Genomic DNA, 25,899 nt, shown 5'->3' with positions numbered 1-25,899 from the left:
TTACTCGACGCCAAAGCTCTCACCGCACCCGCAGGCGTGCTGAGCTTTAGGGTTGTTGAATTTAAAAATCTGGTTCAGGCCTTCACGGACATAATCCAGTTCGGTACCGTCAACAAACGGCATAGCCTGAAGAGGCACAAATAATTTTGCGCCGAATTGCTCAAACGTCAGGTCGTCATCGGCTGGCTCTTTTGTCAGATCCATAACGTACCCAAAACCGGCACAGCCGGACTGCTTCACACCCAATCTAAGGCCCTTAACTTCAGGATCCGCCTCAACCAGGTTAAGAATCTGTTTCGCTGCCGATTCGGTCAGCGTAAGCCCTTTCCAGACGAAATCGTCGGGTGAAAAGGAAGCTGCATTTACTGATGACATAGTGCTACCTCGTAAGTCTGGGCCTTTTCAGGCTATCCCCCTATGGTAGTGATATCAGATACCACTTCAACCTCTTGTTTTGCAGGGATAATCATCTCGTGCTATTTTTTACTGTTGCTTTATTAAGCATAGTCTCTTCAATCGAGCTTGTGAGCGGCATTCCCGTGCGCGCCACGCCCGCGTAACCCGTTAAAATGACGTAAAATTTAGAAATTCAACTTTACGACATCGTCATGATTGATAGGTTACGCCTTTCTTCAATGTAAAGGGATTGTTATTGCCGATTTTAGTAACAGGCAAAGGAAATCAATAAAATTTCATTGCGGGAATTGCATTCCTGACGCGGTTGAATATGATAATGATTATCATTAACCCATTTAAGGTAGCGACATGACGCTTACCGTCTCAGCCTGGTTACAACACAAAATCGATGAATATAAGTTTTCAGTGCGTGATATCACCGTCGACTTCTACATGGCTCAGGCTAAGCTCAACCGCACCGATTGTACTATTGACCAACTGCGTCGCTTTAACGACACCTGTCTCGACATGGCAGAAATCTGCGAGCTTAACGGCGACGACCAAAGCTATCTGCATGCCATGGGCAAGCTCCATCACCGCTTAGTGCAGGAGATGGGCAATGCCGATCGCGACCGTTTATTCCGTATTCAGGCCTATCAACTGGCGCGCCTGTCGTTGACACGCTTGTGTCATCAACTGGCGCTCAGCGGCGAGTGGGATAAAGCCACCAGCCTGCAGAGTGATTTCGTCCGTCACGCAGGCTGGATATTCTAATCCAGCTTTGTGACGACTCCTACAATTTGTTTACATCATTTCCAGTAATGCCTGCAGCGGATGGCGCATGCCATTGCCCTCGGCGCGTTTAACCTGGCTGCGACAGGAGAAACCTGTCGCCAGACAACGCTGACGTGGCAGTTTCTGTAGCTGCGGATGCCATGAGAGTTCGTAGATGCCGAGCGAATTTTCGAGGTTCTTGCTCTCATGTCCGTACGTCCCCGCCATCCCGCAACACCCGACATTGACGTTCTCCAGCTTCGCACCGAAACGCGCGAAGATGTCCTGCCACTGATTCGGCGTTGAGGGCAGCGCAGTGACTTCAGTGCAGTGTGCAAACAGATACCAGGCCTCGCCGCTGGCAGTCTGCACCGCGCGCGCATCAAGGGCCTGCTGCAACCATTCGTGGACCAGTTGCACCTTGAACTCACCGCGCTGCTCACCCAGCACTTCCTGATATTCATCGCGATAACACAGTACCGTTGCGGGATCGACCCCAACCATCGGCATTCCCAATTGGGCGACACGATTAAGAAACTCGGCGGTTTTGCCGGCAGTGCGCGCAAAGCGCTGCAGGAAGCCTTTCACATGTTGTGCTTTGCCATTAGGTGAGAAGGGTAATAACACCGGGCGGTAACCCAGCTTCTCAATCAATTTGACGAAATCGGTCACCAGCTGCGCTTCGTAATAGCTGGTGAACGGATCCTGCACCACCAGTACACAGTTTTCACGTTGCGCACTATCCATCGCTTCAAGCTGTTCCAGCGTCAAACTCATCGCCGGATGGCCGCCGAGCTGCTGTTTCAGGCTTGGAGAGGAGAGCAATGGCAGATCGACCATACCAATGTGGGTTTTACTCAGATCGCGCACCCACGGCTGCTTGAGGAAGAAGTTGAACACCTTTGGCGCTTTGGCCATCAAAGGCGCATAACTCTCTACCGTTGCCACCAGATGATCGCTCATCGGACGCAAATAGCGCGTGTGATAAAGCTGCAGGAAGCGCGAGCGGAAGCCCGGTACATCAATCTTAATCGGGCACTGCGTCGAACAGGCTTTGCAGGCTAAACAGCCTGACATCGCCTCTTTCACTTCATGAGAAAAGTCATACTCGCCCTGCTTCGCGTGCCAGGAGTTACGCGTGCGTTGGATCAGTGTGCGCAGGCTGGCACCCTGTTTAGGCAGCGCCTGTTCCAACTGCGAGGGATCAACGCCCTGCTCTGACAGCAAACGCAACCATTCACGCGTTAGCGTGGCGCGGCCTTTCGGCGAATGGATACGGTTGCGGGTAATCTTCATCGACGGGCACATCGGGCTGCGCGCATCAAAGTTGAAGCATAAGCCGTTGCCGTTGCACTCCATGGCACCGCGCCAGTCAGTTCGCACCGTGACCGGAATCTGACGATCGTAAGTGCCGCGTTTCACCGCATCCACCTGCATCATCGGCTCGTTGCTGCCCAGCGGGGTGCAAATCTTGCCGGGGTTCAGGCGATTATCAGGATCGAAGGCGGCTTTAATTGCGCGCAGTTCGTTGAACAGCGTCTCGCCAAAAAATTCCGGGCTGTACTGCGCGCGGAATCCTTTACCGTGTTCACCCCACAGTAATCCGCCGTAGCGTGCGGTCAGCGCCACCACTTCGTCGGAGATTTGCTTCATCAGCATCTCTTGCTGCGGATCGCACATGTCGAGCGCAGGACGGACGTGCAGAACACCGGCGTCCACATGGCCAAACATGCCGTAACTCAGGCCATGGCTATCGAGCAAGGCGCGGAAATCGACGATATAATCCGCCAGTTGTTCTGGCGGAACTGCCGTGTCTTCCACAAACGGAATCGGCTTGGCGCGCCCTTTGGCGTTACCCAGCAAGCCCACCGCTTTTTTGCGCATATTATAGATGCGCTCGATACCGCCTAAATCATTACACAGTTGATAGCCGATCACACCGCCCTGCTGCTGCGCCATCAGCTCATCCAGTCGACCGCACAGGCTGTTGACCTGCTGTTCAATCAATTCGCCGTTGTCACCGGCAAATTCAACAATATTCAGGCCGAGCATTTCCTTGTCCGGCACATCGGTAATCAGCTCTTTTACCGAATGCCAGACAATATCCTCACGTGCCAGATTCAACACCTTAGAGTCCACGGTTTCCACTGACAGCGCTTTGGCTTCCACCATGAAAGGGGCATTACGCAGTGCAGAGTCAAAGGAGTCGTACTTGATGTTCACCAGACGACGCACTTTCGGGATCGGCGTGATGTCCAGACGCGCTTCAGTAATAAAGGCCAGCGTCCCTTCTGCACCGCATAACAAACGCGTCAGATCGAAGGTTTGCATGTCATCGCTGAACACATGACGCAAGTCATAACCGGTCAGGAAGCGGTTAAGCTTAGGGAATTTATCCAGAATCAGATCACGCTGATCACGACAGCGATTCAGCACCTGATGATAGATACGCCCTTCTGCTGTCGGTGTTGTTGCTAATTGCTCAGCCAGTTCGGTGGGCATCGCGCGGGTATCCAGGATATCGCCGCCGAGCAGAACCGCCCGCAATCCCTCCACGTGATCCGAGGTTTTACCATACACCAGCGAACCCTGCCCGGATGCATCGGTATTGATCATGCCGCCTAAGGTAGCGCGATTACTGGTGGAGAGCTCCGGCGAGAAGAAGAATCCATAAGGCTTCAACCAGGCATTGAGCTGATCTTTCACCACGCCCGCTTCCACACGCACCCAGCCCTGTTCAGGATTGATTTCAAGGATGCGATTCATGTAGCGCGACATGTCGACCACAATGCCCTGATTGAGTGACTGACCGTTGGTACCCGTTCCGCCGCCGCGTGGGGTAAACACCAGGCTGTTAAACCGCGTTTCGCCCGCCAGACGAGCGATTAACGTCACGTCCGCCGTCGAACGCGGAAACAGCGCGGCATCGGGTAACAGCTGATAAATGCTGTTATCGGTAGAAAGCGAGAGACGATCGGCATAACTGGTGGCGACATCGCCGGTAAAGCCTTGTTCTTTTAATGACTGCAGGAATGTCAGCACCAGTTGAACGAGGCCTGGCGCCTGGGAAATCTGTGGGATCATTATTGCGTGACCGAGATGTTGTAAACGTTTGCGTGGTTATTTTTTTCAACCACTGGTTTTATCATACTTTTTTAATGGCTGCTGTTTTTTCAGGAAAGACCTCCGCGACACCTGCTTTTTTCTGTTTAATTTTCAGGAAATAGCTCATCATTGATCAGGGCCCACGCGGTCCACCACGAAGGATTAAATGAGGTCAAAACGTTGTGATGAAAAGCCTGCAACGCGGTATGGATCTACCGCAACTGCTGTTCTCGTTGATGTTCATTCTCATCATGATCATCGCCTGCCTGTGGGTGGTACAACCCTTTATTCTGGGCTTTGCCTGGGCCAGCATGGTGGTGATTGCGACCTGGCCATTGATGATCCGTTTGCAGCATTTGCTGTGGGGACGACGATCGCTGGCGGTGATCGCCATGACCATTCTATTACTGCTGCTGTTCATTATTCCCATTGCCCTGCTGGTGAGTAGCCTGATCGACAACAGCGCGCCGGTGATTGCCTGGGCCACGCAGCGTCATCTGGTTTTCCCGGATTTTGTCTGGCTGCGCGAAATTCCGTATGTCGGCAACAAAACCTACTCCAGCTATCACAAAATGGTCGATGGCGGCGGGACGGCGATTTTAAATCAGCTACAACCTTACATTGGCCGCACCACCGGCTTCTTTGTGGCGCAGGCCGGCCACTTCGGCCGCTTTATGATCCACCTCGCCGTCATGCTGCTATTTAGCGTATTGCTCTATTGGCGCGGTGAGCAGGTCGGCCACGGCATTCGCCACTTTGCTTATCGCATGGGCGGACGTCGCGGCGATGCGGCGGTGCTGCTGGCTGGGCAAGCGATTCGTGCCGTGGCGCTGGGTGTGGTGGTGACGGCGCTGGTGCAGGGTGTGCTGGGCGGCATTGGCCTGGCGATTTCCGGCATCCCTTATGCCACCTTGCTCACCGTGCTAATGATTCTGACGTGCCTGGTGCAGTTGGGGCCCTTGGTGGTGCTAGTACCGGCTATCATCTGGCTCTACTGGAGTGGCGATACCACCTGGGGCACGATATTACTGGTGTGGAGTTGTGTAGTCGGTACGCTCGATAGCGTGTTGCGTCCGATGCTGATTCGCATGGGTGCGGATCTGCCGATGATTCTGATCCTTTCCGGAGTTATCGGGGGATTGATCGCCTTTGGCATGATCGGACTGTTTATTGGCCCGGTGGTGCTAGCGGTATCTTATCGTTTGGTTTCCGTGTGGATGCATGAAGCACCTGCCCCGGATGATGACCCGCAAACGGCCATCGAAGCTCTTGCCGAACATGAGGAAGAGCAACCTTAAAGCTGACCTTTTCCGCGAGCGGTGCAGATAAATGCACCGCCTTCTTCTCCCACGTCTGATTTGCCTTACCTACTGCGCTGAAAGCAACTTAATCGCTGTCACATAATTGCCTACACCACCCTTTATTTTTCATAAGCGATTTTTAAGAAAAAACGCAGATTTAGGCGCTTTAGGTGGATTTCGCTAACGGAATGATTATTTTTCGAACTGAATCATCAGGCGCAACCGTTAAAAAAGCTCAGAAAAGATTATCAGCTTTAAACTAATAAGAGGATTCTTAAAGACGCCAGCAAGCCTGATGAATAACATGAATCCTATGTTTGAGATCAAACCACTGATTTTTAAACAACCTTTTTCCCCTGAGTAAAGTGAAGAATTGCTGTGTGTAGTCTTTGCCCATCCCCTGTGATGGGCTTTTTTTTTGTATTTTTTATGGATAAAAAAAAGGCCAGCAACGCTGGCCTTAATGATTTCATCAGGGACGCTTCAGATTTACCCCGAACGCGCCCTAATTGATGTCTGATTACTGCTTAGCCGCATCCAATTCCGCCAGATTTAACCAGGTTTGCACCACGGTATCTGGGTTCAATGACAGGCTATCAATACCCTGCTCCATCAACCACGCAGCGAAGTCTTCATGATCTGAAGGACCCTGGCCACAAATTCCAACATATTTGCCTTGTTTCTTGGCGGCCTGAATCGACATCGACAGCAGCGCCTTCACCGCTTCGTTGCGCTCATCAAACAGTGCAGACACCACGCCAGAATCGCGGTCCAGACCCAACGCCAGCTGTGTCATGTCGTTCGAACCGATAGAGAAGCCGTCGAAATACTGCAGGAACTGTTCAGCCAGCAAGGCGTTTGACGGGATCTCACACATCATGATCACCTTCAAGCCGTTCTCACCGCGCTTCAGACCTTGCTTGCCCAGTTCTTCCACCACGGCAGCCGCCTGGTCAACAGTGCGCACAAATGGAATCATAATCTCGACGTTAGTCAGACCCATTTCATTACGCACACGTTTCACGGCTTCACACTCCAGCGCGAAGCAGTCGCGGAAGCTGTCTGCCACATAGCGCCCCGCGCCACGGAAGCCCAGCATCGGGTTCTCTTCTTCTGGCTCGTAACGCTCGCCGCCCACCAGATTGGCGTATTCGTTCGATTTAAAATCAGAGAGACGCACAATCACGCGCTTCGGCGCAAAGGCCGCGCCCAGGGTGGCGATGCCTTCGGTCAGACGCGCAATGTAAAACTCAACCGGATCATCGAAGCCCTTCATCATTTGACGAATCTGCTGCTGCAATTCTGGCGTCTGCTGGTCAAACTCCAGCAGCGCTTTCGGGTGCACTCCGATCATACGGTTGATGATGAACTCCAGACGCGCCAGACCAACACCTTCATTTGGCAGACAGGCGAAGTCAAAGGCGCGATCCGGGTTACCGACGTTCATCATGATTTTCAGTGGCAGGTCCGGCATGGTATCCACTTGCGAACTGGTCACTTCAAAGTCCAGCAGATCCTGATACACATAACCGGTGTCGCCTTCAGCACAGGAAACGGTCACCTTATGCCCATCTTTCAGGTAATCGGTGGCATCGCCACAGCCAACGACGGCAGGAATGCCCAGCTCACGTGCGATGATCGCCGCATGGCAGGTACGGCCACCACGGTTGGTCACAATCGCGGAGGCCTTCTTCATGATCGGTTCCCAATCCGGGTCGGTCATGTCGGTGACCAGCACGTCACCTTTCTCGATGCGATGCATTTCGCTAATGTCATGAATCACTTTCACTTCACCCGCGCCAATGCGATGGCCGATGGCACGGCCTTCGACCAGCACCTTGCCTTTCCCTTGCAGGTTATAGCGCTCCATCACCTGACCGTTAGAGCGCACGGTTTCCGGACGCGCCTGCACAATGAACAATTTGCCGGTGTGACCATCTTTCGCCCACTCGATATCCATTGGGCGCTTGTAGTGCTGCTCAATCAACACCGCCTGGCGCGCCAGATCCTGCACTTCGTCATCGGTCAGGCTAAAACGGTCACGCTGCTCCTGATCGACATCTTCAATGCGCACCTGCTCACCGTGCTCCTGAGAATCGGCATACACCATGCGGATCTTTTTGGAACCCATAGTGCGACGCACGATAGCCGGGCGATTGGCTGCCAGTGTGGGTTTGTGCACGTAGAATTCATCCGGGTTCACCGCACCTTGCACCACCATCTCACCAAGACCGAACGCCGAGGTGATAAAGACCACCTGGTCGAAACCGGATTCGGTATCAATGGTAAACATCACGCCAGAAGACGCGAGATCGGATCGCACCATGCGCTGAATACCCGCTGACAGGGCAACGCCACGATGGTCGTAGCCCTGGTGCACGCGGTAAGAGATCGCACGATCGTTAAATAAAGAAGCGTACACGTGCTTCACGGCCACCAGCACCGCATCAAAGCCCTGCACGTTAAGGAAGGTCTCCTGTTGCCCCGCGAACGAGGCATCGGGCATGTCCTCAGCGGTGGCGGATGAGCGCACCGCAAAGGAAGCGTCGGCATCATCAGAGGAGAGTTGCTCATAGGCAGTACGCATCGCCTCTTCCAGCTCAGGCAGGAATGGCGTGTCCACAACCCATTGACGAATTTGTTTACCGGCCTTAGCCAGTTCTTCAACATCATCAATATCCGTTTTGTCCAGCAAATCATAAATGCGCTGGTTCAGTCCGCTTTGATCGAGAAACAGATTAAAGGCGTAAGATGTCGTGGCATAGCCGTTAGGCACGGAGACGCCCAGTGACGACAAGTTAGTAATCATTTCTCCCAGGGAAGCATTCTTGCCCCCCACCCGATCAACATCATGCATGCCAAGCTGGTTGTACCAGAGCACTAGCGACTGTTGGTCTTGATTGGACATTGAGATTATCCTTCATTTAAATGATTGGAGCACATGGAACATTTTGCTATTCGCCAAAACAGCCTGGCACAATCAATAAATAAAGACTAAGTGTTGAATCGTTAAAGCAGAAAAAGAAACGCAAATTCGGACTAGTTCCCGCTGGCATCAAAGTTGCGCAACAGGCTTATTTAACGCCGACACTTTGCCGCAACGATATTTTTCCCCTTTTCAGAGGGTTAGCCATTGCTTTTTGTTGCGCAACAGATTCAGACTTTATTTTTACCTTGTGATAAAAATTGCGGGGAAATAGCCGTTTTCAAAACAGCATTTCATCTAATATTGTTCATCACAAAAATAAAATTCCAGCAGAAAGCACTCACGATATGGATATTTCATTTTATTTTTAATTAAAATGAAACATCGGCAATGACATTGTTACGCAAAAGTAAATAAGAGGGGATTTCGCCTATGAGCACTGAGCGCAGTGTGTTCTACATTTCAGACGGTACCGCCATTACCGCGGAGGTATTGGGGCATGCCGTGCTGTCGCAATTCCCCGTGAATATCAACAGCGTGACCCTGCCCTTTGTTGAGAATGTTCAGCGAGCTCAGGCGGTGAAGGCGCAGATTAACGCGCTGTATCAGCAAAGCGGCGTACGTCCGATTGTGTTCTTTTCTATCGTCACCCCGGATGTGCGTGAAATCATTCTGGAAAGCGAAGGCTTTTGCCAGGACATCGTGCAGGCATTGGTGGGTCCGCTGCAAAGTGAGCTTGGCGTATCTTCAATGCCAGTGGCGCACCGAACCCATGGTCTGACGGCGAGCAATCTCGGCAAATATGATGCGCGTATTGCCGCGATTGATTACACGCTTGCGCACGATGATGGTATCTCACTGCGTGGTCTGGAGGATGCACAGGTCATTTTGCTCGGCGTCTCTCGCTGTGGCAAAACACCCACCAGCCTCTATCTGGCGATGCAGTTTGGTGTGCGTGCGGCAAACTATCCCTTTATCGCCGATGACATGGATAACCTGAAATTGCCGCCGGCGTTACGCGCCCATCAACATAAGCTGTTTGGATTAACCATCGATCCTGAACGTCTGGCGGCGATTCGGCAGGAGCGTGCAGAGAATACCCGTTATGCCTCGATGCGCCAGTGCCGCCTGGAAGTGGGGGAAGTGGAAGCGCTCTTCCGCACGCATCAGATTCGTTACCTTAACAGTACCAACTATTCGGTAGAGGAGATTGCCACCAAAATCCTCGACATTATGGGTCTGCGCCGCAGCATGTATTGATCTGTACGCCAGGCCGTAAAGCCTGGCTTCCGTCATGTTTCACTCACCTTTCTTTTTAGCGGGTTGAATTCGCGGCCTATTGGTTTATTGTGACCACCATCACTTCCCGGTATTTCACCGTTGCGAAGAACAGATTTTGAGAATCTCAATGAACAAGACTGATGAACTGCGTACCGCGCGCATCGGCAGCCTGCTAACGCCCGCTGTGCTTGCGCAAGAACACCCCATTTCACCGGAGGTGGCGGCCACCGTCACCGCTGCGCGCCAGCGTATTGCACGCATTTTGACCGGTGAAGATCCACGCCTGTTGGTGATTATCGGCCCGTGCTCGCTACACGACCCTAAAGCCGCGCTGGACTATGCCGAACGCCTCAACGTGTTACGCGAACGTTACCAGGATCGTCTGGAAATCGTGATGCGCGCTTACTTCGAAAAACCGCGCACGGTGGTCGGCTGGAAAGGATTGATCTCAGATCCGGATCTGGATGGCAGTTTCGACGTTAATCGCGGCATCGCCATTGCTCGTAAACTGTTGCTGAATATCAACGCCACTGGTATGCCGACCGCCACCGAGTTTCTTGATATGGTGATCGGCCAGTTTATTGCTGACCTGATCAGCTGGGGCGCCATTGGTGCACGCACCACTGAGAGTCAGATCCACCGTGAAATGGCATCGGCGCTGTCGTGCCCGGTCGGATTCAAAAACGGTACAGACGGCAATGTGCAAATCGCAGTGGATGCGATTCGCGCGTCACGCGTCAGTCATATGTTCCTGTCTCCGGATAAACACGGTCAAATGACGATTTACCAGACCAGCGGCAATCCGCATGGTCATGTGATTCTGCGCGGTGGTCGTCAACCTAACTACCACGCCGAAGATGTCGCGGCCGCGGCCGCAAATCTGCGTGATTTCAATTTGCCGGAACAGCTGATCATCGACTTCAGTCATGGTAACTGCCTGAAACAGCATCGTCGCCAGCGCGATGTTGCGGATGATGTGGCAGCACAAATTCGTGCGGGATCACGTGCGGTGGCGGGTGTGATGATTGAGAGTTTCCTGCAGGAAGGTAATCAGAAAGTGGTGAGCGGCGAGCCGTTAAACTACGGTCAGTCCATTACCGATCCCTGCCTGAGCTGGGAAGATAGCGCCGAAGTGCTGGAGAAACTGGCTGCCGCGGTCGACAGCCGTTTTTAATCACCTTAGCTGGAGCAACTCACCTCCAGCGTTTTGCCCCACTCTGGCGGCCGTTGGCGTAACTCTGCGCTGACGGCCGCATCATCAAATGGCTGTTGTAAAGCCAGATGGAGCCGCTCCAGCGCCGCCTTCTCACCCTGCTCGACTTCTTCAATCACCTGCTGTGCCAGATAATTGCGCAACACCAGCGCTGGGTTGGCCGCCTTCATGACCTGCTGGCGTTGTTCATCTGATGCCTCATCCTGCAGCAGACGTTGACGATAGCCGTCGTACCAGTGGTCAAACGCCTCGCGGTCGATAAATTCATCACGCAGCGGCGAACGCTGTTGATGCTGCTGCGTCTCACTCAGTAAGCGAAAGGTCAACGTGTAATCGCTTCGCTCTTGTGTCATCAGCGACAGCAGTTGCGTCAGAATCGCGTTGTCATTGGCATCAGCGGTCAGAAGGCCCAGTTTAGCGCGCATCTTCTCACCCCAGACCCGCATAAGTTCCGTTTCATAATGGCTGAGCGCCTGTTTTAACTGATCCGTGCTCATCAACCCTGACAATGCATGCGCCAGACGATTGAGGTTCCACAAACCAATCATCGGCTGATTCTCAAAGGAATAACGCCCCTGATAATCGCTGTGATTGCAGATGAATCCGGGTTGGTAATCATCAAGGAAGCCATAGGGACCATAATCCAGCGTCAGTCCGAGGATCGACATGTTGTCGGTGTTCATCACGCCATGCGCAAAGCCCACGCTCTGCCAGTGGGCGATCAGGCTGGCAGTGCGTTTCACGATATCGGTAAACCACAGCACATAGCGGTCAGCGTCATCGCTTAATTCTGGCCAGTGATGATGAATGGCGTAATCTGCCAGTTGCCGGACCTTATCCTGCTCGCCGCCATAGTAAAAATGTTCAAAGTGACCAAAACGCAGATGACTCTCAGCGATGCGCATCAGCATTGCCCCGCGTTCCTGCGTTTCACGCAGCACTGGCTCATCGCCAATCGCCAGAGCCAGCGCGCGAGTGGTGGGAATCCCCAAATGGTGCAGCGCTTCCGAAGCCAGGAACTCACGCACGCTGGAACGAATCACCGCCCGGCCATCACCCATACGCGAATAGGGTGTCAATCCCGCCCCTTTCAAATGCCAGTCGAGTTTACGTCCGTTCGTCAGTTGCTGTTCACCCAGCAGAATGCCCCGCCCATCGCCCAGTTGGCCGGCCCACACACCAAATTGATGTCCGCTGTAAACCTGCGCCAGCGGGGCCATACCTGGCAATAGCTCACGACCACTCCAGACGCCGTGCCCCTGCCCAGTGAAGAGCCCGGCATCCAGTTCCATTTCTGCCGCCAGCGGCGCGTTATGATAGAACAGACGCCCGCCTTCCAACGGCGTTGGCATCAGCGCCGTATAGCATCCCGGCAGCTCTTGCTGCCAGCTATTAATAAATTGCATCACCACTCCAGAAGGTGCACACAAAAAGCACCAACAGTGAGTTTAAAGAATAGGGTTCAGTGTAACGCTGGGCGTCAGCGGATGACAGTTGAAAGGACTACTGCTGTGAAGGGGTGTGCGAAGTCACATCAGGATAAATAAGATCACCTAACCGTTCCGCTTTGACAACCGGGAACAAATTGCCTTGCAGTTGAGCTCCGCTCAGCGTGCTGACTTTCTCCAGCATGAGGTTATCGTCAACACCACATATTATGAGCTGATCGGCATAATCTGAGAAATTATCGATGACCGTTTGGATAAATGGTGTAAAAGATGCACGTTTAGCCAGGCCTTGTATAAAGGTTTTATCCAGTTTCAGTACACTAAAGAGATTATCGTAAACTGCGGTTGCAGGTGCTTTACCTGCACCAAATTGGGAAAGTGATAAACGGAATTCCTGCTGTAATGTTGCCAGAAGTGGCTGCGCTTTTCCGCGCGCTAATTGCGGAAACGTTTCGCTAATATCGAGAATAATAAAAGGAAGTTGTTTAAATTTCCTTAACAGAAATTCACTTTCAAGCAGCGTTAACGCCATCGAATCATCAATACGAACCAAAGCGGTAATTTGATGTAGCTCAAAAAAGTCACGGTACTTTTCCAGTAAAGAAAGCTGGCTCTGCATTAACCGTAATTGCTGCGCATCGTCTAATTGCGGCAACAGCAAATCCTGCGGCAGCGTAATAGGTGCGCTGTCGTGGACGAATTGCGTCACCAGCTCGACCGCAGTCAGCTGGCCCGCCAGTGTATAAACTGGATAGAACCAGGTTTCCGACTGATAGTCGGCAGATAAATGGACTTTCATTTTAGCAGCCAGAAGCAGTGGCAATTGGCGCATCGTATATCAATGAAAACGGTCAGGCAATAGGACCAAACGTTAGAAGAGACGCAATTTTGTGCCTGATTAAACCGTTTTAAGCCATAAATAAAACTTAAGCCAAATAGCCGAGGTGGTTGTCCATACTCATTAAATAAATTCAGTCTTATTTTTAGTATTTATGCGAGCACAGGTAAAGTGCCATTTTAAATGAGAGTTAAATTTGAGGGGAATTCAATAATAAACCGGCTGAAAAACCATGAAGAGAATAGGTCATTCAGCACTGGTATGGTAATCATTCAGATACGACGTGCCTGCCAAAATACCTTGCGCCAATAGACATTATCCAGTGAAGAGCGAATCACGCCCTGGCTGGTAGAAGCGTGGATGAAGGTGTTATCGGTATCATAAATACCCACATGCAGGCCATTCTCTCCGCTGCCCGTTTTGAAGAAGACCAGATCACCGGGCAGCAAATCGCGTTTATCAATGCGAGTGCCAATATCCGTCTGGTCAACGGTAGAACGCGGCAGTTGCATATCGAATTTATCGCGGAAGGTCAGATAAACAAAACCAGAGCAATCCACACCGCCTCGACTTAACCCGCCGTAGCGATAAGGCGTGCCACGCCAGCGACCTAACTGATCGTTGAGTTGAGCAATCACGGTGATGGAATCAGAAAGGCGGCCATTCGGCGGCGGCGCGTGATGGCTACTACACCCAACCAGCAGCAGCATCAGAAGAAATACCGTTATTCGCATCAGAATGTCCCTAAATCCGTCGCCCGGATGACACTTTAGCGGCAAATCTGCTTAACAGGCAATGTTATTCAGGGAATAAACAGCAGAGGGCCTTGCGGTGTATCAAATTGTTGAAACTCGGTTTGGTACAACGGAGAGAGATTGGCGGCGGTTAAGACGTCCCGCGCACGTCCCTGCATCACCACTTCCCCCTGATGCATCAATCCTACGCGGTCGGCATGGCGCAGACTGTGGTTAAGATCATGGCCGCTGGCAATCACCGCAATACCGGCGTGGCACAGCTGGAGCAGCAATTTATCCACGGCTCGCTGCTGCGCGACATCCAATGCCGTCATCGGCTCATCCAGAATTAAAAGCTTGCCGTGAGGATTGCTCGCCGGATGGATTTGCATCACTACTGCCGCCAGCCGCACACGCTGCCATTCGCCACCAGAGAGCTGCGTCAGTTGACGGGTTAATTTGTCGTGTATACTGAGTTGCGTCAGCACATCATTGAGTGTGACATCTACCTGCGGCGACGCCGAAGAGAAATGCAGACGCAGATAGTGCCAGACGGGCATGGTCCCTAACGCGGCCTGTTGTTGCGGTAACCAGGCACGCCATTGAGCCAGTGCAGCCCCGCTTAAGCGGCTCAACGACGTTCCTGCAAGCTGAATCACGCCTTGAGCCGGCAATAATCCCGACAGCGCACAGAGTAAAGTACTTTTTCCCGCGCCATTCGGGCCTACCAAATGTATCCATTCACCTGCATTGACGCTGAGATCAACCGGAGCCAGACGTCCCGCGACGCTGACTCCCTGACACTGCAACAGCATTTACTCTGCCAGCGCCTGCTCAACGCGTTTCAGGATGATCGGATCATCAGGCGTCATATCCGGAGAGAAACGCGCAATCACCTTACCCCCTTTGTTGATGAGGAATTTTTCGAAGTTCCACAAAATGTCGCCCTCGGCTTTTGGTGTACGTCCTTTGCTCACCATACGCTCGAGGAAACCGCTGCCTTCAGGACGTTCGGCTTCAGGCTGTGCCGCCGTTAACTGCGCATACAGCGGATGACGATTGGCACCGTTCACATCGGTTTTATCGAACATCGGGAAAGTCACACCATAAGTGGTGCTGCAGAAGGTTTTGATCTCTTCGTTGCTGCCCGGCTCCTGCTCCAGAAACTGATTGCAGGGGAAACCCAGCACGCTAAAGTTTTTGTCCTGCCAGGCTTTCTGCAGTGACTCAAGCTGCTCATACTGCGCCGTCAGCCCACATTTTGACGCCACGTTGACCACCAGCAGTACGTTGTCCTGATACTGTGCCAGCGTCGTTTTTTCGCCGTCCAGGGTAACCAGTTCTGTCTGATAAATGCTCATTGTCGATTCCTGTTGTTGAGACCAAGATGCCAGCCATTGCTAGCGCGAAGATTTCACTAATAGCACGATAAACAGCGGTGCGCCGAGGGTGGCGGTGACCACGCCAATCGGCAACTCTGCCGACGTCAGCACCAGTCGGGCGATAATATCTGCCCCGAGGAGCACCGCAGCCCCTGCCAGCGCCGAGGCGGGCAGCAGGTATCGGTGATCGCTAAAACCGCTTAAGCGTAACAGATGAGGGATGACCAATCCGACAAACCCGATGGCACCGGCCATCGCCACGCTGGCGCCAACCAGCCAGCCCATCGCCAACACTAACAGGTTACGCCATAACAATAACGGCAGGCCTAGCTGACGCGCCGAGGTTTCCCCCAGTGAAAGTAAATTCAGCGTCCAAGCGGTGGCTGTCAGCAGCAGAGTGACCGGCAACAGCGCCAGCATCATCCAGCCATAGCGCCAGTCAATACCGCCAAAGCCGCCCATCATCCAGTACATTAACTGCCGTAGATCGAGGCTGGTGCTAAAGTACACGGCCCATGTCATCACTGCGCTACAGATAATGCCGAGCGCAACTCCCGTGAGCAATAAGCGGCTGGCTGAAAGCTGACGATGGGCAAAGTGCAGCAGGATCAGCGTGATCAATAATGCGCCCGCCATCGCCGCCAGCGTCAGGCTCCATAATGAGCCATTGCCCAGCATGACACCCAACACTAACCCAATGCCCGCGCCATTGGATACGCCAAGCAGGCCGGGTTCTGCCAGCGGATTGTTGAACAGCGCCTGCATCACCACACCACACACCGCCAGCGCAGCGCCCACCAGCAGCACCGCCAGCGTCCGCGGTAAGCGCAACTGCCAGACGAAGAGTTCACCGTTAGAGGAAAACCATTGGGTTGGCGATATCCAGATGTCTCCGGCGCACAGGCTGAGAATAAACAGCAGCAGCAGAATGGCACCGAGCAGCATCAGCCAGCGCTGGCTACGACGATCGGCCTGACGGGCAAGCTGGTCCAACAGAGTCATAGATAAGATTGGCAGAGAAAACAGAGATTTGATTGTAGTGGGATTGTGGCAAAAAGAAAGCGGCACCGAGTGGGTGCCGCTAAGCAACGCTTACTGATGAGGCGGGATCGGTTGACCGTGATTATCACGCTTGTCGTGGCTATCACGCGAGTCATGATGCTGGTCTCGCGGCTGCGGTTTGTTATCGTGGTGCGGCGCATTGCCCGGGTGCTGTGGCTGCCAGCCGTTACCGTTCCAGTAACCGTGCGGGCCTTTGGTGCCGATGCGTTGATTGTGGTGCTGTTTCCACCAGGTTGGCGCACGCCAGTCGTAGCCATCCCAGTAGTAGCCACGTTTATCTTGATCACCGATATGAATAGAAACACCCGGTGTGTTGATGTTAACGGAAACATTGGCGTTAGCCAGCAGCGGCATGCCTAACAGGATGCCCAGTAAAAGTGCTGTCTTTTTCATCAGCAATACCCCTTGTTATGTGATGGCGCTGTTATAACAAATGGATTGCCGCAGTCACTATCAGCCAGTGCCGATTTTCATCCTATTTTCCGGATACTTACGAAATCCTGACATTATGGAAAGATTGCGCAGAACGGCCATTTTACAGCCAATAAAAAAGGCCGCTAAGCGGCCTTTTTGTCATACTGAAATTAGTCAGCGTCCTTCGGTGTCGCGTTCTCAACGCGACTTTTCAACTTCTGTCCCGGACGGAAGGTCACCACTCGGCGGGCAGTGATAGGAATATCTTCCCCCGTCTTCGGGTTACGGCCCGGACGTTGATTTTTGTCACGCAGATCAAAATTACCAAATCCGGACAGTTTAACCTGTTCTCCGTTTTCTAACGCGCGGCGAACTTCTTCAAAGAAGAGCTCAACCAACTCTTTGGCATCGCGTTTGCTCAACCCGAGTTTTTCAAACAGGTACTCTGACATTTCAGCTTTTGTAAGCGCCATAGGTTCAATCCCTCAAGGTTGCCTGGAATCGCTCTTTTAATGCCGCAACGCATTTGGCAACGGTCGCGGCAATCTCCTCTTCTTCGAGTGTCCGGCTGGTATCCTGCAAAATCAGGCTAATCGCGAGGCTCTTTTCGCCCTCGTTCACGCCCTTACCACGGTACACGTCAAACAAGTTTACGCCAACTACCTGATTTACGCCAACTTTCTTACACTCCGCGATGATATCTGCTGCAGGCACGTTTTCAGCCACTACCACAGCGATATCACGACGGTTCGCCGGGAAGCGTGAAATCTCGCGCGCGTCAGGCAGGACGCGGTCTGCGACCTTATTCCAAAGCAGTTCAAACACTAAGGTGCGGCCGTTGAGATCCAGCTTACGTTCCAACTCCGGATGAACCACTCCGATAAATCCGATTCGTTCGCCGCGTAAACAAATTGCCGCGCTCTGTCCCGGATGCAGCGCCGGATTGACTTCTGCACGGAAAGAAATCTCATCGAGTTTACCGGTCAAATCCAGTAACGATTCTAAATCGCCTTTTAAATCATAGAAGTCAACTGTCTGACGCGCCAGATCCCAATGCTCTTCATAGCGATTACCGCTCAGAACGCCCGCCAGCATAAGATCCTGGCGGATACCGAGATCGGCCTGCGTATCAGGAACAAAGCGCAAACCGCTCTCAAACAGGCGCACACGGCCTTGCTGACGGTTCTGGTTATAAACAACCGCACCAAGCAGACCGGTCCACAGTGACAAGCGCATTGCCGACATATCGCTGGAAATCGGGCTTGGCAGGATCAGCGCTTCTTCACCCGGATGCAGCAGCTGCTGCACTTTCGGATCAACGAAGCTGTAGGTAATCGCTTCCTGATAGCCTTTATCGACGAGCAGGTTACGCGCACGCTTCAGCGACAGATCCGCTTCGCGATGCTTCGTCATAATCAGGCTGGCTTTCACCGGCACGTCTGGAATGTTGTTGTAGCCGTATACGCGAGCCACTTCCTCAACCAGATCTTCTTCAATCGCCATATCGAAACGCCAGCTTGGTGCAACGGCTGTCCACTCGCCATTGCCCACGGTCACTTCGCAACCGAGACGCGTCAGGATATCGGTGACCTGCTCATCGGCGATCACGTGACCAATCAGGCGGTCGAGTTTTTCGCGACGCAGCGTAATGGTGGCGCGCTCATGCAGTTTGCTGGCGTCAGTTTGATCGATAACCGGACCCGCTTCACCGCCGCAAATGTCCAGCAGCAACTGGGTTGCGCGTTCAATGGCTTTGAATTGCAGTGCCGGATCAACGCCACGCTCGTAACGATGCGACGCGTCGGTATGCAGGCCCTGACGACGAGCACGGCCGGTGATCGCCAGCGGTTCAAAGAAAGCACACTCGAACAGCACATTTTGGGTTTCTTCGTTCACACCAGAGTGCTCACCACCAAAAATGCCGCCCATCGCCAGCGCTTTCTGATGGTCAGCAATCACCAGCGTGTCGCTGCCGAGTTTCGCTTCGGTGCCATCCAGTAAGGTCAGGACTTCACCCTCTTCCGCCATGCGCACCACGATGCCGCCGTCAATGCGGTCGAGGTCAAAGGCGTGCATCGGCTGACCGAGTTCCAGCAGAACGTAGTTGGTGATGTCCACCACCGGGTCGATAGAACGGATGCCGCAGCGACGCAGTTTTTCACGCATCCACAGTGGCGTTGCCGCTTTCACATTGATGCCTTTTACTACGCGGCCCAGATAACGTGGGCAAGCATCGGTGGCATCTACGCGAATCGGGAAGGTATCAGTAATGGTCGCTTTAACCGGCTCAATCGTTGGCTCGGTGAGCGGCAGACCGTTGACTACCGCCACATCGCGCGCAATACCAATAATACCGAGGCAATCGGCACGGTTTGGCGTTACGCTGATTTCGATGGTGTTGTCATCCAGCTGCAGATAGCTGCGGATGTCAGTGCCAATAGGCGCATCAGCAGGCAGTTCAATAATGCCGCTGTGATCGTCGGAAATACCCAGCTCAGAGAACGAGCACAGCATGCCTTCGGAAGGCTCACCACGCAATTTCGCCGCTTTGATTTTGAAATCGCCCGGCAGCACCGCGCCTACGGTCGCCACGGCGACTTTCAAGCCCTGGCGGCAGTTTGGCGCGCCACAGACGATATCCAGCAGGCGCTCGCCGCCCACGTTGATTTTGGTCACGCGCAGTTTGTCTGCGTTCGGATGCTGGCCGCACTCCACCACTTCACCCACGACCACGCCATTGAACGCACCGGCGACAGGATCCACGCCGTCCACTTCCAGGCCGGCCATGGTGATTTGCTCAGACAGCGCAGCGCTGTCCAGGGCTGGATTTACCCATTCGCGTAACCAGAGTTCACTGAATTTCATTGGATAACCTGCCCTTATTTAAATTGTTTGAGGAAACGTAAATCATTTTCGAAGAAGGCGCGCAGATCGTTCACGCCATAACGCAGCATGGTGAGACGCTCCATTCCCATGCCGAAAGCGAAGCCAGAGTAGACTTCCGGGTCAATGCCCACATTGCGCAGTACGTTCGGATGCACCATGCCGCAGCCCAGCACTTCCAGCCACTTGCCGTTTTTACCCATCACATCCACTTCCGCGGAGGGTTCGGTGAACGGGAAGTAAGAAGGACGGAAGCGAATCTGCAGGTCTTCTTCAAAGAAGTTGTTCAGGAAATCATGCAGCGTGCCTTTCAGGTTGGTGAAGCTGATGTCTTTATCGACGATCAAACCTTCCATCTGATGGAACATTGGGGTGTGGGTTTGATCGTAGTCGTTACGATACACGCGACCTGGCGCGATGATGCGGATCGGCGGCTGCTGGTTTTTCATGGTGCGGATCTGCACGCCAGACGTCTGGGTACGCAGCAGACGGGTGGCATCGAACCAGAAGGTATCGTGGTCAGCACGCGCCGGATGGTGGCCAGGAATGTTGAGTGCGTCGAAGTTATGATAGTCATCTTCGATTTCCGGACCAGTGACCACCGCAAAGCCCAACTCGCCGAAGAAGTTTTCGATACGATCGATGGTGCGGGTCACCGGGTGCAAACCGCCGTTCTCAACGCGACGACCAGGCAGCGAGACATCAATGGTCTCTGCGGCGAGGCGCGCATTCAGCTCAGCGCTTTCCAGGGTGTCTTTACGTGCGTTAAGACGATCCTGCACCTGCTGCTTCGCTTCGTTAATCACCGCGCCTGCTGCCGGACGGTCTTCCGCTGGCAGTTCACGCAGGGTGGTCATTTGCAGCGTCAGATGCCCTTTCTTACCCAAGAATTCGACGCGCACGGCGTCCAGGGCGGCGATATCCGACGCCTCGTCGATAGCGGCCGTGGCACGGGCCACCAGGTCTGCGAGTTGGGACATGATTTCCTCTTCTTCCAGCCGGGCTGGTCAGTTCTTGTAAGGACCGTGAGATCCGATTAAGTGTCGCCAGAAACAAAAAAGCCTCCACGAGGGAGGCTTTCAGCGCGATTTTTCGTTTCTTTTCTTATGCGCAAAAGCCCCCGATTGTCAGGCGCTAAAGTAAAAAAAGAAACGGAAAATAGCAGCGTGCATGCTTGCGTTACCTTGTCTTGATAGAAACCGCACTATTGAAAAGCCCAGCGGTTAAAATGTCAATCTTTTGCGTGAGTTGCAGGCAATAAAAAAGGGAGCAAGCTCCCTTTTTCATCTGACTTACGCCAGAGCTGATTTTGCTTTTTCGACCAGTGCCGTGAAGGTCACTTTGTCGAATACAGCGATGTCAGCCAGAATCTTACGGTCGATTTCAATAGAGGCTTTTTTCAGGCCATTGATGAAACGGCTGTAAGAGATACCGTTCTGACGGGCCGCAGCGTTAATACGCGCGATCCACAGCTGACGGAACTGACGCTTACGTTGACGACGGTCACGGTAAGCATACTGACCAGCTTTGATAACAGCCTGGAAAGCAACGCGGTAAACACGTGAACGTGCACCGTAGTAGCCTTTAGCTTGTTTTAAGATTTTCTTGTGACGTGCGCGAGCAATTACACCACGTTTTACGCGAGCCATGTGAGCTCTCCTATATCATATTCTGTGATGCCCTATTCCCTGCAGTACGCAAAGTGTTCAGGCAGATTTATAAAAAGTTTACTTATGCGTACGGCAGGCAGGCAACAACCAGACCCAGATCGCCTTTAGACACCATGCCTTTCGGACGCAGGTGACGTTTACGCTTGGTAGACTTCTTAGTCAGAATATGACGCAGGTTCGCGTGCTTACGCTTGAAGCCGCCAGAAGCGGTCTTCTTGAAGCGCTTAGCCGCGCCACGGACAGTTTTAATCTTTGGCATTTTTACAAATATCCACTTCGCATTGTTAATAAAATGAATCAGACAGGCGAATAAGATTCCGCACAGCGCGAACGCTGCGCGGAATTATTACTTGAAGGCCTACTGTTTCTTCTTCGGTGCGAGCACCATGATCATCTGGCGGCCTTCGATCTTAGTCGGGAAGGACTCGACAATGGCCAGATCCAGATCTTCACACAGGTCTTTACGGACGCGGTTAAGCACTTCCATACCGATCTGCTGGTGCGCCATTTCACGACCACGGAAACGCAGCGTGATTTTGGCTTTATCGCCCTCTTCCAGAAAGCGAATCAGGTTGCGTAGTTTGACCTGATAGTCGCCATCATCGGTACCAGGACGGAATTTAATTTCCTTAACCTGGATAACTTTCTGCTTCTTCTTCTGTTCCTTAGAAGATTTACTCTTTTCATAAAGGAACTTGCCGTAATCCATAATACGGCAAACCGGCGGTTCGGCGTTCGGGCTGATTTCAACTAAATCTACGCCAGCTTCTTCGGCTTTCTCAATTGCTTCGCGCAATGTCACAATGCCAAGTTGCTCGCCGTCTACGCCAGTTAAGCGCACTTCGGTAGCACGGATTTCGCCGTTGATACGGTTCGGACGCGTCGGTTGTACTCGTTTTCCGCCTTTAATAACCTTATTCCTCTAATTGGTGAAGATGTCGGCTGCGAATCTCTTGTTGCAGCTTCTCAACAAACACATCTACGTCCATGCTCCCAAGGTCTTTACCACGGCGGGTGCGCACGGCAACTTTGCCTGCTTCCACCTCTTTCTCACCGCAAACCAGCATATAAGGGACGCGACGTAATGTGTGCTCGCGGATTTTAAAGCCTATCTTCTCGTTTCTCAAGTCTGCTTTGACACGAATGCCAGCTTTCTGCAATTTCTTTGTCAATTCACTGACATATTCTGCCTGACTGTCGGTAATATTCATCACCACAGCCTGCACGGGGGCCAGCCAGCTCGGGAAGAAGCCCGCGAACTCTTCGGTCAGGATGCCGATAAAGCGCTCCATTGAACCGAGAATCGCACGGTGAATCATTACCGGCGTCTGACGATCGTTGTTTTCGCCCACATAAGTGGCGTCCAAACGTTTTGGCAGGGAGAAGTCTAGCTGAACGGTGCCGCACTGCCATGCGCGGTCGAGGCAATCGTACAGGGTAAACTCAATTTTCGGGCCGTAGAAGGCACCCTCTCCTGGCTGATATTCGAACGGAATTTCGTTCTCCTTCAGCGCTTCTGCTAAATCCACTTCCGCACGGTCCCACATTTCATCGGTACCGATACGTTTCTCCGGACGGGTCGACAGTTTCACCACGATTTTTTCAAAACCGAAGGTGCTGTACATGTCGTACACCATACGAATACAGCTGTTCACTTCATCACGAACCTGATCTTCGGTACAGAAGACGTGCGCATCATCCTGGGTAAAACCACGGACGCGCATCAGGCCGTGCAATGCGCCTGATGGCTCATTACGGTGGCAGCTACCAAATTCAGCCATACGCAGCGGCAGGTCACGGTAGGATTTCAGACCCTGATTAAAGATCTGAACGTGGCCAGGGCAGTTCATTGGCTTGATGCAATATTCACGGTTCTCTGAAGAGGTGGTGAACATCGCTTCTTTGTAGTTTTCCCAGTGGCCGGTTTTTTCCCACAGCACACGGTCCATCATAAACGGACCTTTCACTTCCTGGTAATCGTACTCTTTCAGCTTGGTACGGACGAACACTTCCAGTTCACGGAAGATGGTCCAACCGTCGTTGTGCCAGAACACCATACCTGGCGCTTCTTCCTGCATATGGTACAGGTCGAGCTGCTTACCGATTTTACGGTGATCGCGCTTCGCCGCTTCTTCCAAACGCTGCAGATAGGCAGCCAGCTGCTTCTTGTCGCCCCACGCTGTACCGTAAATACGCTGCAGCATTTTGTTGTCGCTGTTGCCGCGCCAGTAAGCACCGGAGATTTTCTGCAGTTTGAAGTGATGGCAGAAACGCATGTTCGGCACGTGCGGACCGCGGCACATGTCGATGTATTCTTCATGATGATACAAACCAGGTTGATCATCGTGGCTGATGTTTTCGTCAAGAATGGTGGTTTTGTAGCTTTCGCCACGCTCAGCAAACACATCACGTGCTTCCTGCCAGCTCACCTTCTTCTTCACCACATCGTAATTAGTCTCAGCCAGCTGGTGCATACGCTTTTCCAGCAGCTCAAGATCTTCCTGCGTCAGGGTGTGATCCAAATCGACGTCATAATAGAAGCCGTTATCGATCACCGGACCAATCGCCATTTTGGTATTCGGCCACAGTTGTTTAATCGCATGCCCTAACAGGTGCGCACAAGAGTGACGAATAATTTCCAGACCGGCTTCATCTTTGGCGGTGATAATTGCCACCTGAGCATCTTCGGTGATCGGATCAACCGCGTCCACCAGCTCGCCATTAACACGACCGGCAATACAGGCTTTCGCCAGGCCCGGTCCAATATCCAGAGCGATGTCCATCACGCTGACCGGACGGTCAAATACGCGCTGGCTGCCATCAGGAAGAGTAATTACTGGCATTTCATATCCTTAATTGCAGTGGTAAGCCACACGAAAGCCTACATGCAACATTGAGTTCTGTTTGAGTAACCCGGCGTAATGTCAGACCCACGTTGTCGGAATGACGCCAGGAATGTAAAGCGCCGGAGATAATAGCAGCTTTCTGCCGCGATCTAAACCCGCGAAAAATGCGCTAAGCCATCGACAGATAAAAAAAAACCGCTGCGCGGCGCTAGCCGGCAACGGTTTTTTCATCACGGCTCGCTTACATCGCGTAAGAAAGCTGGATGGTGGTTTTGGTGTCGGTACGATCCGGCGCAGACTCTGGCGGATTATTATTCCAGGTCACGTTGTAAGCCAGCTTCAACGCGAAGTGTTCGTTGATGGCCACCTGCAAGCCGGTTTCGGAGTTCAGCGTTGTATCTTCACCGAAGCTGCTCAACACGGAAACACCCTGGATGAATTTGGTCGTGTCAGTCAGTTGCCACTGGTAGCTCACAGCACCGTATCCCAGCGCCTTGGTTTCGTGACCACCTTCATGGAAATCATCGTAACGGACACCGGGACCGAATTCAGCTCGCAGCGAGTGCACAGGACCGTTCAGCAACTGGCGACCATAACCGGCAGTCAGAACATCGCGCGAATCATAACCGTTGAAACGGTCGCTCAACCAGCTCGCCTGACCGAACAGATAGTCCGCACTGTTCATATTGTAACGAGTACGACCACCGATGTTGTAAGTCTCTGAGGAACGCTCATCGTTGGATGAGTTGTTCGCGGCGTTGCCCCATAAGCTGTAAGCGGTGTTGGTCTGATACCACGTCATATTGGTTGAGGCGCTCAATGATGAACTGGTGGTATTCCCTGTCTGTGCCAAATAACCGGCTGACGCGCTGCCTTCAAACGGTTTTTTTGCCGTTGAAGGGTCATCCATAGAGGTAAAAACGGTGTTATCAGCAAATGCCTGGTGACAAAATGCTCCAGCAGAGAGCAATACAACAGCGGACAGCTTATTAAAGGCTTTCATTAAATGTGACCCGTACGGCAGTTTAAAAAAGAGTGAGTCTGAAGAGTTTTCCCGGCCAATCAATGCAATTTACGGTAAGTTTTGTAAAAAAGTATGAAGATGCCAGAAATGCCAGGTTCCGCGCTGGAACCGCATGGTTAATAGGAGCTTTCCCATTTCCGCTGCGCATTATAAGAGGCAATTAACCAAATAGCAGCCCAATTGATACAAGAATTTTCTGAAGCCAGTTGACGCAGATTTACGCTCCCTTTTCCCATCTGAATTGCGCAGAATTCGCTCTATCCGCAGCGCTGGTCTACGCTGAAATCTGTTCCATTACAATGAGGTGAATGATGAGTGACCACGACCTTAAACGTTACATTGTCACGCTAAGCTATTCCGATGAGAGCTTAGGCGATCTGCAATCCCTTAACAGCGTGATGGTCAGCGGCGGTTACACCACGACCTTGCATGATGATGAAGGTCATTCGCATGAGTTGGGAACCAACAGTTTTGGCATCATCAGTGCATTGGAACAACATGAGATCGCAGAACACGCCGCCGGGCTGGCGGATGTTGCCCTGCATCGTAAAGCGGAGGTGAAGATCACCACGCTGTCCGAATTTCTACAGTCAAAACCCTGA

The 25,899-nt window shown here is 52.6% G+C and carries 24 protein-coding genes, 1 other RNA gene and 1 other annotated feature; of the genes, 6 read left to right on the top strand and 19 right to left on the bottom strand.

Annotation, left to right across the window (positions count from 1 at the left end):
• Complete coding sequence (gene sufA, locus CRO33_RS19395; protein WP_038647312.1) at window positions 1-375, bottom strand: Fe-S cluster assembly scaffold SufA; 375 nt, start codon at window positions 373-375, stop codon at window positions 1-3.
• A 390-nt stretch (window positions 376-765) separates the two neighbouring features.
• Between sufA and CRO33_RS19390 the strand changes: the two genes are divergently transcribed.
• Window positions 766-1,170, top strand: coding sequence for a hypothetical protein (locus tag CRO33_RS19390; RefSeq protein WP_045813973.1), 405 nt, complete (start codon window positions 766-768; stop codon window positions 1,168-1,170).
• A 30-nt stretch (window positions 1,171-1,200) separates the two neighbouring features.
• Here CRO33_RS19390 and ydiJ read toward each other — a convergent pair whose 3' ends face one another.
• Window positions 1,201-4,254, bottom strand: a complete 3,054-nt coding sequence (gene ydiJ, locus CRO33_RS19385; protein WP_097119271.1) for a D-2-hydroxyglutarate dehydrogenase YdiJ — start codon at window positions 4,252-4,254, stop codon at window positions 1,201-1,203.
• Window positions 4,255-4,460: 206 nt separating this feature from the next.
• Here ydiJ and ydiK point away from each other — a divergent pair, with 206 nt between their 5' ends.
• Window positions 4,461-5,573 (top strand): AI-2E family transporter YdiK, encoded by a 1,113-nt coding sequence (ydiK, locus tag CRO33_RS19380; RefSeq protein WP_034821692.1) that lies wholly within the window; start codon window positions 4,461-4,463, stop codon window positions 5,571-5,573.
• A 316-nt stretch (window positions 5,574-5,889) separates the two neighbouring features.
• Window positions 5,890-5,997: antisense sRNA RprA (rprA, locus tag CRO33_RS19375), an RNA gene on the top strand.
• A 99-nt stretch (window positions 5,998-6,096) separates the two neighbouring features.
• Here rprA and ppsA read toward each other — a convergent pair.
• On the bottom strand, window positions 6,097-8,484 hold the full coding sequence (gene ppsA / locus CRO33_RS19370) for a phosphoenolpyruvate synthase (RefSeq protein ID WP_097119270.1): 2,388 nt from the start codon (window positions 8,482-8,484) through the stop codon (window positions 6,097-6,099).
• 450 nt (window positions 8,485-8,934) lie between these two features.
• On the opposite strand from ppsA, the gene ppsR reads away from it, so the two are divergent.
• Window positions 8,935-9,762, top strand: coding sequence for a posphoenolpyruvate synthetase regulatory kinase/phosphorylase PpsR (gene ppsR, locus CRO33_RS19365; protein WP_058959746.1), 828 nt, complete (start codon window positions 8,935-8,937; stop codon window positions 9,760-9,762).
• Window positions 9,763-9,910: 148 nt separating this feature from the next.
• Window positions 9,911-10,957, top strand: a complete 1,047-nt coding sequence (locus tag CRO33_RS19360) for a 3-deoxy-7-phosphoheptulonate synthase (protein WP_097119269.1) — start codon at window positions 9,911-9,913, stop codon at window positions 10,955-10,957.
• A gap of 5 nt (window positions 10,958-10,962) precedes the next feature.
• Here the strand turns inward: CRO33_RS19360 and CRO33_RS19355 are convergent, their stop codons facing one another.
• The 16 genes from CRO33_RS19355 to CRO33_RS19285 all read right to left on the bottom strand — a co-directional run bounded on the left by CRO33_RS19355 (window position 10,963) and on the right by CRO33_RS19285 (window position 25,276).
• Window positions 10,963-12,402, bottom strand: a complete 1,440-nt coding sequence (locus CRO33_RS19355) for a protein adenylyltransferase SelO (protein WP_097119268.1) — start codon at window positions 12,400-12,402, stop codon at window positions 10,963-10,965.
• A gap of 97 nt (window positions 12,403-12,499) precedes the next feature.
• Window positions 12,500-13,243 carry an EAL domain-containing protein gene (locus tag CRO33_RS19350; protein ID WP_097119291.1) on the bottom strand — a complete coding sequence of 248 codons (744 nt, stop codon included), beginning with the start codon at window positions 13,241-13,243 and terminating at the stop codon, window positions 12,500-12,502.
• Between the two features lie 311 nt (window positions 13,244-13,554).
• Window positions 13,555-14,016, bottom strand: a complete 462-nt coding sequence (locus CRO33_RS19345; protein WP_097119267.1) for an NlpC/P60 family protein — start codon at window positions 14,014-14,016, stop codon at window positions 13,555-13,557.
• A 68-nt stretch (window positions 14,017-14,084) separates the two neighbouring features.
• On the bottom strand, window positions 14,085-14,831 hold the full coding sequence (gene btuD, locus CRO33_RS19340) for a vitamin B12 ABC transporter ATP-binding protein BtuD (RefSeq protein WP_097119266.1): 747 nt from the start codon (window positions 14,829-14,831) through the stop codon (window positions 14,085-14,087).
• Window positions 14,832-15,377 (bottom strand): glutathione peroxidase, encoded by a 546-nt coding sequence (locus CRO33_RS19335; RefSeq protein WP_097119265.1) that lies wholly within the window; start codon window positions 15,375-15,377, stop codon window positions 14,832-14,834. It lies immediately after the preceding gene.
• A 39-nt stretch (window positions 15,378-15,416) separates the two neighbouring features.
• Window positions 15,417-16,400 carry a vitamin B12 ABC transporter permease BtuC gene (btuC, locus tag CRO33_RS19330; protein ID WP_097119264.1) on the bottom strand — a complete coding sequence of 328 codons (984 nt, stop codon included), beginning with the start codon at window positions 16,398-16,400 and terminating at the stop codon, window positions 15,417-15,419.
• A gap of 90 nt (window positions 16,401-16,490) precedes the next feature.
• A complete protein-coding gene (locus tag CRO33_RS19325; RefSeq protein WP_097119263.1) occupies window positions 16,491-16,853 on the bottom strand; it encodes a DUF2502 domain-containing protein in 363 nt (120 codons plus the stop codon).
• Between the two features lie 191 nt (window positions 16,854-17,044).
• Window positions 17,045-17,347: an integration host factor subunit alpha gene (gene ihfA / locus CRO33_RS19320; protein ID WP_007892687.1), complete on the bottom strand. Its 303-nt coding sequence runs from the start codon at window positions 17,345-17,347 to the stop codon at window positions 17,045-17,047.
• 4 nt (window positions 17,348-17,351) lie between these two features.
• The gene (gene pheT / locus CRO33_RS19315) at window positions 17,352-19,739 is read right to left on the bottom strand and encodes a phenylalanine--tRNA ligase subunit beta (protein ID WP_097119262.1); all 2,388 of its coding nucleotides are present in this window, start codon (window positions 19,737-19,739) and stop codon (window positions 17,352-17,354) included.
• A 14-nt stretch (window positions 19,740-19,753) separates the two neighbouring features.
• Complete coding sequence (pheS, locus tag CRO33_RS19310; protein WP_034821723.1) at window positions 19,754-20,737, bottom strand: phenylalanine--tRNA ligase subunit alpha; 984 nt, start codon at window positions 20,735-20,737, stop codon at window positions 19,754-19,756.
• Window positions 20,738-20,808: 71 nt separating this feature from the next.
• Window positions 20,809-20,934, bottom strand: a sequence feature (Phe leader region).
• Window positions 20,885-20,929 carry a pheST operon leader peptide PheM gene (gene pheM, locus CRO33_RS24460; protein ID WP_121626058.1) on the bottom strand — a complete coding sequence of 15 codons (45 nt, stop codon included), beginning with the start codon at window positions 20,927-20,929 and terminating at the stop codon, window positions 20,885-20,887. Its footprint overlaps the feature before it by 45 nt.
• 115 nt (window positions 20,935-21,049) lie before the next feature.
• A complete protein-coding gene (gene rplT, locus CRO33_RS19305) occupies window positions 21,050-21,406 on the bottom strand; it encodes a 50S ribosomal protein L20 (protein ID WP_007892678.1) in 357 nt (118 codons plus the stop codon).
• Window positions 21,407-21,488: 82 nt separating this feature from the next.
• On the bottom strand, window positions 21,489-21,686 hold the full coding sequence (rpmI, locus tag CRO33_RS19300) for a 50S ribosomal protein L35 (RefSeq protein WP_006118955.1): 198 nt from the start codon (window positions 21,684-21,686) through the stop codon (window positions 21,489-21,491).
• Window positions 21,687-21,785: 99 nt separating this feature from the next.
• Complete coding sequence (gene infC / locus CRO33_RS19295) at window positions 21,786-22,337, bottom strand: translation initiation factor IF-3 (protein ID WP_034821726.1); 552 nt, start codon at window positions 22,335-22,337, stop codon at window positions 21,786-21,788.
• Window positions 22,338-22,341: 4 nt separating this feature from the next.
• Window positions 22,342-24,270: a threonine--tRNA ligase gene (gene thrS / locus CRO33_RS19290; RefSeq protein WP_038647340.1), complete on the bottom strand. Its 1,929-nt coding sequence runs from the start codon at window positions 24,268-24,270 to the stop codon at window positions 22,342-22,344.
• 244 nt (window positions 24,271-24,514) lie between these two features.
• Window positions 24,515-25,276, bottom strand: a complete 762-nt coding sequence (locus CRO33_RS19285) for a DUF481 domain-containing protein (protein WP_097119261.1) — start codon at window positions 25,274-25,276, stop codon at window positions 24,515-24,517.
• Window positions 25,277-25,605: 329 nt separating this feature from the next.
• Here CRO33_RS19285 and ghoS point away from each other — a divergent pair, with 329 nt between their 5' ends.
• On the top strand, window positions 25,606-25,899 hold the full coding sequence (gene ghoS / locus CRO33_RS19280) for a type V toxin-antitoxin system endoribonuclease antitoxin GhoS (protein ID WP_255253299.1): 294 nt from the start codon (window positions 25,606-25,608) through the stop codon (window positions 25,897-25,899).

It is taken from the genome of Pantoea sp. GL120224-02 (assembly GCF_900215395.1).
Lineage (GTDB): Bacteria > Pseudomonadota > Gammaproteobacteria > Enterobacterales > Enterobacteriaceae > Pantoea > Pantoea communis.
This window is presented reverse-complemented; position numbering and strand designations above follow the sequence as displayed.

Excerpts from the sequence above, each read along its gene's own strand:
- btuC (WP_097119264.1), bottom strand. The coding sequence starts at position 16,400 with ATGACTCTGTTGGACCAGCTTGCCCGTCAGGCCGATCGTCGTAGCCAG.
- CRO33_RS19285 (WP_097119261.1), bottom strand. The coding sequence starts at position 25,276 with ATGAAAGCCTTTAATAAGCTGTCCGCTGTTGTATTGCTCTCTGCTGGA.
- ydiK (WP_034821692.1), top strand. The coding sequence starts at position 4,461 with ATGAAAAGCCTGCAACGCGGTATGGATCTACCGCAACTGCTGTTCTCG.
- CRO33_RS19345 (WP_097119267.1), bottom strand. The coding sequence starts at position 14,016 with ATGCGAATAACGGTATTTCTTCTGATGCTGCTGCTGGTTGGGTGTAGT.
- CRO33_RS19350 (WP_097119291.1), bottom strand. The coding sequence starts at position 13,243 with ATGAAAGTCCATTTATCTGCCGACTATCAGTCGGAAACCTGGTTCTAT.
- ghoS (WP_255253299.1), top strand. The coding sequence starts at position 25,606 with ATGATGAGTGACCACGACCTTAAACGTTACATTGTCACGCTAAGCTAT.
- CRO33_RS19325 (WP_097119263.1), bottom strand. The coding sequence starts at position 16,853 with ATGAAAAAGACAGCACTTTTACTGGGCATCCTGTTAGGCATGCCGCTG.
- pheT (WP_097119262.1), bottom strand. The coding sequence starts at position 19,739 with ATGAAATTCAGTGAACTCTGGTTACGCGAATGGGTAAATCCAGCCCTG.
- ydiJ (WP_097119271.1), bottom strand. The coding sequence starts at position 4,254 with ATGATCCCACAGATTTCCCAGGCGCCAGGCCTCGTTCAACTGGTGCTG.
- ppsR (WP_058959746.1), top strand. The coding sequence starts at position 8,935 with ATGAGCACTGAGCGCAGTGTGTTCTACATTTCAGACGGTACCGCCATT.
- CRO33_RS19335 (WP_097119265.1), bottom strand. The coding sequence starts at position 15,377 with ATGAGCATTTATCAGACAGAACTGGTTACCCTGGACGGCGAAAAAACG.
- thrS (WP_038647340.1), bottom strand. The coding sequence starts at position 24,270 with ATGCCAGTAATTACTCTTCCTGATGGCAGCCAGCGCGTATTTGACCGT.
- ihfA (WP_007892687.1), bottom strand. The coding sequence starts at position 17,347 with ATGGCGCTTACAAAAGCTGAAATGTCAGAGTACCTGTTTGAAAAACTC.
- rpmI (WP_006118955.1), bottom strand. The coding sequence starts at position 21,686 with ATGCCAAAGATTAAAACTGTCCGTGGCGCGGCTAAGCGCTTCAAGAAG.
- CRO33_RS19390 (WP_045813973.1), top strand. The coding sequence starts at position 766 with ATGACGCTTACCGTCTCAGCCTGGTTACAACACAAAATCGATGAATAT.
- pheS (WP_034821723.1), bottom strand. The coding sequence starts at position 20,737 with ATGTCCCAACTCGCAGACCTGGTGGCCCGTGCCACGGCCGCTATCGAC.
- rplT (WP_007892678.1), bottom strand. The coding sequence starts at position 21,406 with ATGGCTCGCGTAAAACGTGGTGTAATTGCTCGCGCACGTCACAAGAAA.
- ppsA (WP_097119270.1), bottom strand. The coding sequence starts at position 8,484 with ATGTCCAATCAAGACCAACAGTCGCTAGTGCTCTGGTACAACCAGCTT.
- btuD (WP_097119266.1), bottom strand. The coding sequence starts at position 14,831 with ATGCTGTTGCAGTGTCAGGGAGTCAGCGTCGCGGGACGTCTGGCTCCG.
- sufA (WP_038647312.1), bottom strand. The coding sequence starts at position 375 with ATGTCATCAGTAAATGCAGCTTCCTTTTCACCCGACGATTTCGTCTGG.
- CRO33_RS19360 (WP_097119269.1), top strand. The coding sequence starts at position 9,911 with ATGAACAAGACTGATGAACTGCGTACCGCGCGCATCGGCAGCCTGCTA.
- CRO33_RS19355 (WP_097119268.1), bottom strand. The coding sequence starts at position 12,402 with ATGCAATTTATTAATAGCTGGCAGCAAGAGCTGCCGGGATGCTATACG.